The 7,602-nt window shown below is 67.6% G+C and carries 7 protein-coding genes; 4 read left to right on the plus strand and 3 right to left on the minus strand.

Translation table 11 applies throughout. From position 1 onward, the window contains the following. Positions 1-4: 4 nt before the first annotated feature. Genes ACLQ2R_RS05315 through ACLQ2R_RS05325 form a run of 3 tightly spaced genes read right to left on the minus strand, consistent with a single transcriptional unit; the run spans position 5 to position 2,451 of the window. Positions 5-706, minus strand: a complete 702-nt coding sequence (locus tag ACLQ2R_RS05315; RefSeq protein ID WP_425958139.1) for a DUF2637 domain-containing protein — start codon at positions 704-706, stop codon at positions 5-7. Positions 707-733: 27 nt separating this feature from the next. Next, positions 734-2,107, minus strand: coding sequence for an FtsK/SpoIIIE domain-containing protein (locus tag ACLQ2R_RS05320; protein ID WP_425958140.1), 1,374 nt, complete (start codon positions 2,105-2,107; stop codon positions 734-736). Continuing rightward, positions 2,104-2,451, minus strand: a complete 348-nt coding sequence (locus ACLQ2R_RS05325; protein WP_362851177.1) for a hypothetical protein — start codon at positions 2,449-2,451, stop codon at positions 2,104-2,106. The genes ACLQ2R_RS05320 and ACLQ2R_RS05325 overlap by 4 nt, the downstream gene beginning before the upstream one ends. Before the next feature lie 181 nt (positions 2,452-2,632). Here ACLQ2R_RS05325 and ACLQ2R_RS05330 point away from each other — a divergent pair, with 181 nt between their 5' ends. The 4 genes from ACLQ2R_RS05330 to fxsT all read left to right on the plus strand — a co-directional run. Beyond that, positions 2,633-2,998, plus strand: coding sequence for a winged helix-turn-helix domain-containing protein (locus ACLQ2R_RS05330; RefSeq protein WP_425958141.1), 366 nt, complete (start codon positions 2,633-2,635; stop codon positions 2,996-2,998). 586 nt (positions 2,999-3,584) lie between these two features. Beyond that, positions 3,585-4,826, plus strand: a complete 1,242-nt coding sequence (locus ACLQ2R_RS05335; protein ID WP_425958142.1) for an IS256 family transposase — start codon at positions 3,585-3,587, stop codon at positions 4,824-4,826. A gap of 330 nt (positions 4,827-5,156) precedes the next feature. Next, positions 5,157-5,594 carry a hypothetical protein gene (locus ACLQ2R_RS05340; protein WP_425958143.1) on the plus strand — a complete coding sequence of 146 codons (438 nt, stop codon included), beginning with the start codon at positions 5,157-5,159 and terminating at the stop codon, positions 5,592-5,594. A gap of 1 nt (position 5,595) precedes the next feature. Further along, positions 5,596-7,602: FxSxx-COOH system tetratricopeptide repeat protein (gene fxsT / locus ACLQ2R_RS05345; RefSeq protein WP_425958144.1), on the plus strand; the 2,007-nt coding region annotated here is incomplete at its 3' end.

The raw sequence follows: 7,602 nt of genomic DNA on the forward strand, positions 1-7,602 counted from the left end.
GCTGTCATGCGGGTTCGGGGCTGTCGCGCAGGGTGCGCAGCAGGTCGGAGGCGAGCTGACTGGACACCCCGAGGCGGGTGCGCAGGGTGTCGCGGGTGATGGGTCTGCCGTGTCGGGCGTGGTGTTCGTCGGCGACGCGGCGCGCGTAGTCGAGGAGTTCGCCCGTCGGTTCGGTGCCGTTCTGGCCGTTCTCGGTGTCGTTCTGATCCGGTACGGCGGGAGCGGGCGAGGGAACGAGTGCGGCGGGTCTGGCCGGGGTCTGCGGTACGGGGTTCGGAACGGGAACGAGTGCCGGGGACGGTTCGGGACGGGGTTCGGAGGCGCGGCGCTCCAGCATGGAGACCGCGATCAGGAAGGCGCCGGCCGGGGTTGCGGCGGTGATCCATCCCCAGGGCGAGGGTTCGGCCTGGGCGAGGTTGGCGGCCAGGGACAGGACGATCCCGCCGATGAGGACGAGGGTCGGCCAGGAGATCCAGCCGTCTCGTTCCCGTCCGTTCTTCTTGTCGCGTTGCCGTTCCCGGGCGGCCATGACACAGGTGAGGTCGACGCAGACGGCCACGGCCCAGGCCATTGGGCCGGACTGTCCGTGTTCGGTGGCGGTGTCGCGGATGTGGGTGAAGCTGGCCGCGCCGGCGATCGCCGCGAGGATCAGTACCGGTGCGGAGTCGGCCAGCCGTACGGCCAGGCGAGGCGCGGTCGCGGTCACGGTGGTTCTCCTTCCAGGTCTGAGAGGTCAGGCGGTGAGTTCGACGGTGTCGGCGCTGGGCAGCTCGTGGCCGAGGCCGGAGGCGGCGACCTGGTTCCACGAGGGAGCCATATGGGCGTAGGCGTCCGCGGCTTGTTCGGCGGCGGTGGTGGAGACGTAGCCGGATCGGGCGCGGTACCAGCGGCCGTCGGAGCCGGTGATCACGGCCACTCCGGGCAGTTCGGGGGCGATGGAGCGTGCGGCTACGAGGGCGTCGGGGTCGAGGTCGCCGAGGGTCATCACGGCGGTTTCGGGGTCGTTGACGCGGTGGCAGACCCGTCCGCCGATCTGGGCGCGCAGCGCTGTCACGCCGGGGCCGAGGTCGGAGCCGATGCGTTGGCCGGACAGGATCAGGTGAATGCCGAAGGCGCGGCCGAGCTGGGCGATGCGGAGCAGTGCGGTGGCCGTACGGGTGACCTGGTCCTTTTCGGCTTTGTCGGCGGTCAGGTACAGCTCTGCCAGTTCGTCGACCAGGACCACGACGGGGATGGGGCGAGCGGCGTCGGGGAGTTGCCAGATGTCGCGTACTCCGTAGCGGCGGCAGGCCAGCATCCGGGCGCCCATGACGGCGATCAGGTCGCTGAGCAGGTCGAGGCACTCGGTGCGGGTGGTGGCCAGCGCGGTGAGCCGGGCGGCGTAGGCCGACAGTTCGACGCCGCCTTTGAGGTCGAAGCCGACCAGGGCGACCGGTTGTGGGGCCAGGCCGACGATGAGGGCGTTGATCAGGTTGGACTTTCCCGACTGGGTGGCGCCAGCGTTCATCCAGTGCGGGATGAGCCGCAGGTCCATTCGCCAGGCCGCGCCGGTCTCCAGGACTCCGACGATGGGCCGGAGCAGGTCCTCGGCCCGCCAGCCGTCGCGTGGTTCGGCCGGCGGGCAGGCGGGGGCGACGTGAGTGAGAGGGTCTTGGGTGATTCCTTGGAGGGTGACGCGGCCGGGGCGGGAGCCGACGACGCGAACCGCCTCGATGCGCCAGGCGTGCGCGAGTCGTTCACAGACCTTGGCGTAGTCGTCGGGCACCTGGCCGTCGAGGAGGTGAAAGGTGATGCGGAAGCCGTGCCGTACGGGCCGAGGTAGGCCCATCCAGGGTTTGGTGTCGACGGCGACCCGCTGGAAGCGTCGCTTGACGCGTACGACGCCGGTGGAGGCGACCAGGCCGGGGACGGTGGTGAACCACCAGCGGTGCCGCTTCTTGGTCAGCCCGCAGCCGGAGGCGACGTGCCGCCAGGTCCAGCGCAGCCAGATGGCCTTACGGGGGAAGACGAGGGCGTACCAGTAGGAGGCCGGGGCCCAGCGGCGCCAGGCGATGAGCGTGAGCAGGATGGCGAGTAGTTTGAACAGGGGGTGGTCGAGGGTGATCACAGGTTCGCCCCCGCTCCGGAGGTGAGGGAAGCGCCGGCGGGGTGGAAGGCGGAGGCGCGGTAGGAGATGCCCCAGCGCCCGCCCTGCTCCCAGACGTAGCCGACCAGGTCGACGGGGACGACCTCCTCGCCGGGGGTGATCTGCGGTTCGGGGGTGGTGTTGACCTTGACGAGCTCCATCCGGCCGAGGTCGTCCTCGAACAGGAAGGTGAGTTCGTACATGACGTTGCCGTCCTTGTCGCGCTTGATCTCGCCGGTGTCCTTGTTGACGAGGCGGGGCTTGGCGGCCTTGACGCAGGTGATCTGGAGCTTGGTGACGTCGACGGGGATGGGGATGGCGCGCATGATCGTTCCTTTGCTGGCTGGGATTCTTGGAACACATAGAACACTTGGAATTCTATGTTGTCAATGAGTTCCTTGACGGCTTGGTTGGTTTCTTTACCGGGGTGTGCTGAACTGGAGTCGTGGTGCAGGACGGTGCATCACGACGCAGCGGGTGCGGCAGATGCGACGAGACGAGACATAGATGGCGGAGAAGACCGGCCAGCCGGCCTACTTGCAGATCGTCGACGAGCTGCGCGGCCAGATCCGCGCCGGCTCACTCGCCCCCGGCATGGCCCTGCCCTCCATCGCCCAGCTCGGCGAGCGCTTCGACGTCTCCGCCAGCGTGGTCAAGGCCGCGATCAGCGTGCTCCGCACCGAGGGACTGGTGATCGGCCAGCAGGGCAAGGGCGTGTTCGTCCGCCAGGTCCCCGCCGAGACCTCCAAGCCCGAGACGCTGGACGTGAACGCCGAGATCCTGGAGCAGCTCGCCCAGACGCGCCAGAGCATCAGAGAGCTGGGGGATCGACTCGCCGCTCTGGAGGCGGCAGTCTTCGCAGAGCCAAAGTGATCTCACCGATCCGGCAGGCCAACTCGTCCAGCTCTGCCCGAATCGCGGTCAATTCCCAGATGATCCGCTGGGGGTCGGCGTTCATCGGTTCCTCCCTTGCTCTGCGGTGTGTTTCGCGTTTCGCGATGCCCTAAGTTCACCGTGAGCTGGGGGTTTCCGGTATCACGCCGATCTAGTTAAGCTTCTTCAGTTCTCCTCAACGACCATTTACACATGCGTTTTCACATGCACGACCGCACGCCGCGCACCGTCCCCGAAGCGTGAAGGCGAAAGTATGCAATCGAAGACGACCCAGCGACCCGGCTGGATACCCTCCCGCCTGCGCGAACACCGCGACGCACACGGCCTCACCCTCGAAGCCGCAGGGGAGCGACTGCGCCAGGCGGCCGGCCGACACGGCCTGAGCGTCCCGGCCGCCAACTTCCAAACCCTCTGGGCACACGAGCAGGGAACCGTGTTCCCCGGGGTTGCGTCCACGGAGGTGGTGTACGAGTTTCCCCAGGTAGTGGGCGTGGCGCCGTGAAATGAGGACGGCCATCGCGTGATCCTTCGAGTGCGAACTACAAGATCGAAGGAGAAGAAAGCGATGGCCGCAAACAACAGTGTGGACCCTGCGACCTGGCTGGCGGAACAGATCCAGCAGAGCGACCCGGATCTGTTGCGATCCATGGTGAAGACCATGGCCGAGACGTTGATGTCGGCCGAGGCCGACGGGGTGTGCGGCGCCGAGTACGGCGTCCGCAGCCAGGAGCGCACCAACCGGCGCAACGGATACCGCTCCCGCGAGTGGGACACCCGCGCCGGAACCGTCGAGCTCGCGATTCCCAAGCTGCGCTCGGGCTCCTACTTCCCCGAGTGGCTGCTGGAGCGCCGGCGGCGGGCCGAACAGGCACTGATCAGCGTGGTGGCCACCTCCTACCTGCTGGGGGTCTCGACGCGCAGGGTGGACAAGCTGGTCGAGCAGCTGGGCATCAAGCACATCTCCAAAAGCCAGGTCAGCGAGATGGCCAAGGTCCTCGACGCTCAGGTCGAGGCCTTTCGCAGCCGGGCGCTGGATGGGGGTCCGTATGCGTTCGTGTGGCTGGACGCGCTGACGCAGAAGGTCCGCGAGGGCGGGCGGATCATCAACGTGCACGTCCTGGTGGCCACCGCCGTCAACGCCAACGGCACCCGGGAGATCTTGGGCCTGGAGGTCACCTCGGCCGAGGACGGCGCGGGCTGGCTGGCGTTCCTGCGCGGCCTGGTGAGCCGCGGCCTGAGCGGGGTGCAGCTGGTCATCTCCGATGCTCACACCGGGTTGGTGGCGGCGATCGGCGCGACGTTGCCGGGCGCGTCCTGGCAGCGCTGTCGCACCCACTACCTGCGCAACCTGCTGACCACGGTGCCCAAGTCGGCGCAACCGTGGGTGGCGACCTTGGTGCGCACCATCTTCGACCAGCCCACCAGCGAAGCGGTGCGCACCCAGCACACCTGGGTGATCGACGCGCTGGAGGCCAAGTATCCGGCCGCGTGCGAGCACCTGGACGCCGCCCGCGACGAGCTCCTTGCCTTCGCCGCCTTCCCGCGAGAGGTCTGGCGGCAGATCTGGTCGAACAATCCGCAGGAGCGGTTGAACAAGGAGATCCGCCGCCGCACCGACGTGGTCGGAATCTTCCCCGACCGGCCCTCGATCGTCCGTCTCGTTGGTGCGGTTTTGGCCGAACAAAGCGATGAGTGGACCGAGGCCCGCCGCTACATGGGCCTGGACGTTCTCGCCAAGACCCGGATGCGCGTCATCGTGGGCGACACACCGCAGCACAATCCCATCCCGCAGACACTTACCGCTTAACCTGCGGAAACAGGATCACGCGAAGGTCAACTCATACACCACTTCGCTGGACGTGACCCAGAACTTGCGAGATGAGGAAGCTCTTTGCCGATGTCGTCGTGGTGGCGGCCGTGACGATCGCTCACTTCGGCGCTGGCCGTAGCCGGTTGGGGCGATCGGCTGCCGCGGCTCTCCTTCGTCGAGCCTTGCCAACGGATAACGCAGAGTGGATCGAAGTTGACGCTTTGCCAGTGTTGGTTGGGGTTTGGTGATTAGAGTCGTTCATGGTGTGAGGGGTGCCATGAGCATGCCGTCAGGGGTCGTCATGACGCATGGGGAGGACTGGAAAGCATGAGCGGGGATCTGGTGACCCTGGCCCAGGAGGTGTCGCCGTACGTCACGGCGGCGGTCGGCGCCTACGGCGGTGCGGTGCTGGCCAGGGCCAACGAGGAGGCTGCGGACGCCACGGTCGGATGGGGACGTGCGCTGCTGCAACGCATCTTCGGCGTGACCTCCGAGGCGGAGGTGCCCGAGGCGGTGGCGGAGCTGGCCGCCGATCCGGACAACGAGGATCTTCAAGCGGTCTTGCGGGTACAGATCAAAAAACTCCTGACGGCTGATCCGGAGTTGGCCGCTCAGGTGCGGGCCATGCTGGAGCAGGCTGATGCGGCCACCGGCCGCACCGTCACCACCACGGTCACCGCATCGGGAAAGGGAGCGGTAGCAGCCGGACGCGACATCACCGGCTCGGTCACCACAGGCGATCAGTCTCCTATCACTCCTGCCTGATATGCCGCAGACCTCACCGGAAGCGGTGGTCACCGCATCAGGTGCAAAAGCGGTAGCCGCAGGAGGTGACATCGGCCAAGCCACTACCGGGGATCACTCGCCGATCTATGCGCCCCGTCTGGAGCCGGGCAGCTTGCTTCCCGCCCGGCAGGTCCATGTCCGGCCCCACGAGCCGGTACGCCACATGGAGGCGCCACGCGCCTGGCAGTTCGTCGGCCGCAGCCAGGAGCTGGAAAAACTGCGGGAGATGCTGACCGGTGAGGGGGCGCCGGTGGTGGTGCGCCAGGTGCTGTACGGCATGGGCGGGGTAGGCAAGTCCGAGTTGGTCCGCCAGTACGCCCACACCTACCAGGATCGCTACCCGGTGGCGTGGTGGATCACCGCTGACTCCCCACGCAACCTGAACCAGGGCTTGGCCGCTTTAGCCGCGGCGCTTCACCCACCGGTCGGTTTGATCGGCGACGTTGAGCAAGCCGCCACCTGGGCGATGGACTGGCTCCAGACCCATCCCGGCTGGCTGGTAGTGCTGGACAACGTCGAAGATCCCGACGACATCCGCCCGCACCTGAACCGCCTGTCAGCCGGCCACCTGGTGATCACCACCCGGCGAGATATCTACTGGCAGGGCCTGACCCCCCTGGCGTTGCCCGTGCTGGACAGCGTGCCGGCACTGGAGTTGATGCGCGCGATCATCGAGCAGTCCCAGCTGCTCGGTCCTGATCAGGTGGCTGACCTGGAGGCCATTGCGGCCGAGCTGGGGTATCTGCCGCTGGCGCTGGAGCAGGCGGCGGCCTACATGCACCAGCAACGCCGCAGCCCTACCCACTACCTGCGGCAGCTGCGTGAGGAACCCGCGCGGACGCACGCACGGTTCCCGCATGGCGGCGAGGCCGAGCGAATCATGGCCCGGCTGTGGCACCACCACCTGACAGCCCTGCAAGACCACGACCGACGTATCGGCCTGGCCACCGAACACCTCCTGCGGGTGCTGGCCTGTTATGCCCCCGACGACATCCCCCGCCTGCTGCTCGGAGCCCTCCCGCCCGGCGATCACCAGGACGAGGCCATGGAAAGCGGAGAGAAAGAGTGGGATGAGGCGTTGGGGGTGCTGGCCTCCTACAGCATGATCACCCGGACCGGAGTGGATGAGGCCGAAACGATCAGCATGCACCGGCTGTTCCAATCCGTGATCCACCACGGCCTCGACTACGACGATCCTCGCCAGCACATCGCCCGCCGCACCGCCCTGACCTGGGTGAATCAGGCGCTACCGACCGATCCGGACTCCAACGTCAGTGGCTGGCCGATCTGGCGCGATCTGATGCCCCACATCGACGCTTTAGTTTCCTGCCACCGGCACGGAAGCGAACCTGTCGAACTCAGCCTCGTCCTCAACCAGGCCACCCTCTTCACCCGAGTGCAAGGTCAGCATCAACGAGCCCATGATCTCGCCCAGCGGGCACTGGCCATCGCCAAAGCCGCCCACGGCCCCGACCACCCCATCGTCGCCACCTTGTTGGGTAACCTCGCGGTCAGCTTCTGGGATCTGGGGCGGCCGGGTGAGGCGGTGCCGCTGTTTGAGCGGGCGCTGGCCATCACCGAGGCCGCCCACGGCCCCGATCACCCCACCGTCGCCACCTTGTTGGGTAACCTCGCGAACAGCTTCCGGGATCTGGGTCGGCCGGGTGAGGCGGTGCCGCTGTTGGAGCGGGCGCTGGCCATCACCGAGGCCGCCTATGGCCCTGATCACCCCAGCGTCGCCACCTTGTTGGGTAACCTCGCGAGCAGCTTCCATGCTCTGGGTCGGCCGGGTGAGGCGGTGCCGCTGTTGGAGCGGGCGCTGGCCATCACCGAGGCCGCCCACGACCCCGACCACCCCGCCGTCGCCATCGGGCTGGGTAACCTCGCGAGCAGCTTTCATGCTCTGGGTCGGCCGGGTGAGGCGGTGCCGCTGGAGCAGCGGGCGCTGGCCATCACCGAGGCCGCCTATGGCCCCGATCACCCCAGC

It is taken from the genome of Streptosporangium sp. DT93 (genome assembly GCF_049844535.1).
Taxonomy (GTDB): domain Bacteria; phylum Actinomycetota; class Actinomycetes; order Streptosporangiales; family Streptosporangiaceae; genus Streptosporangium.

Bases quoted from the DNA above. Each gene is read 5' to 3' on its own strand.
- ACLQ2R_RS05325 (WP_362851177.1), bottom strand. From the start codon at position 2,451: ATGCGCGCCATCCCCATCCCCGTCGACGTCACCAAGCTCCAGATCACC.
- ACLQ2R_RS05330 (WP_425958141.1), top strand. From the start codon at position 2,633: ATGGCGGAGAAGACCGGCCAGCCGGCCTACTTGCAGATCGTCGACGAG.
- ACLQ2R_RS05335 (WP_425958142.1), top strand. From the start codon at position 3,585: ATGGCCGCAAACAACAGTGTGGACCCTGCGACCTGGCTGGCGGAACAG.
- ACLQ2R_RS05340 (WP_425958143.1), top strand. From the start codon at position 5,157: ATGAGCGGGGATCTGGTGACCCTGGCCCAGGAGGTGTCGCCGTACGTC.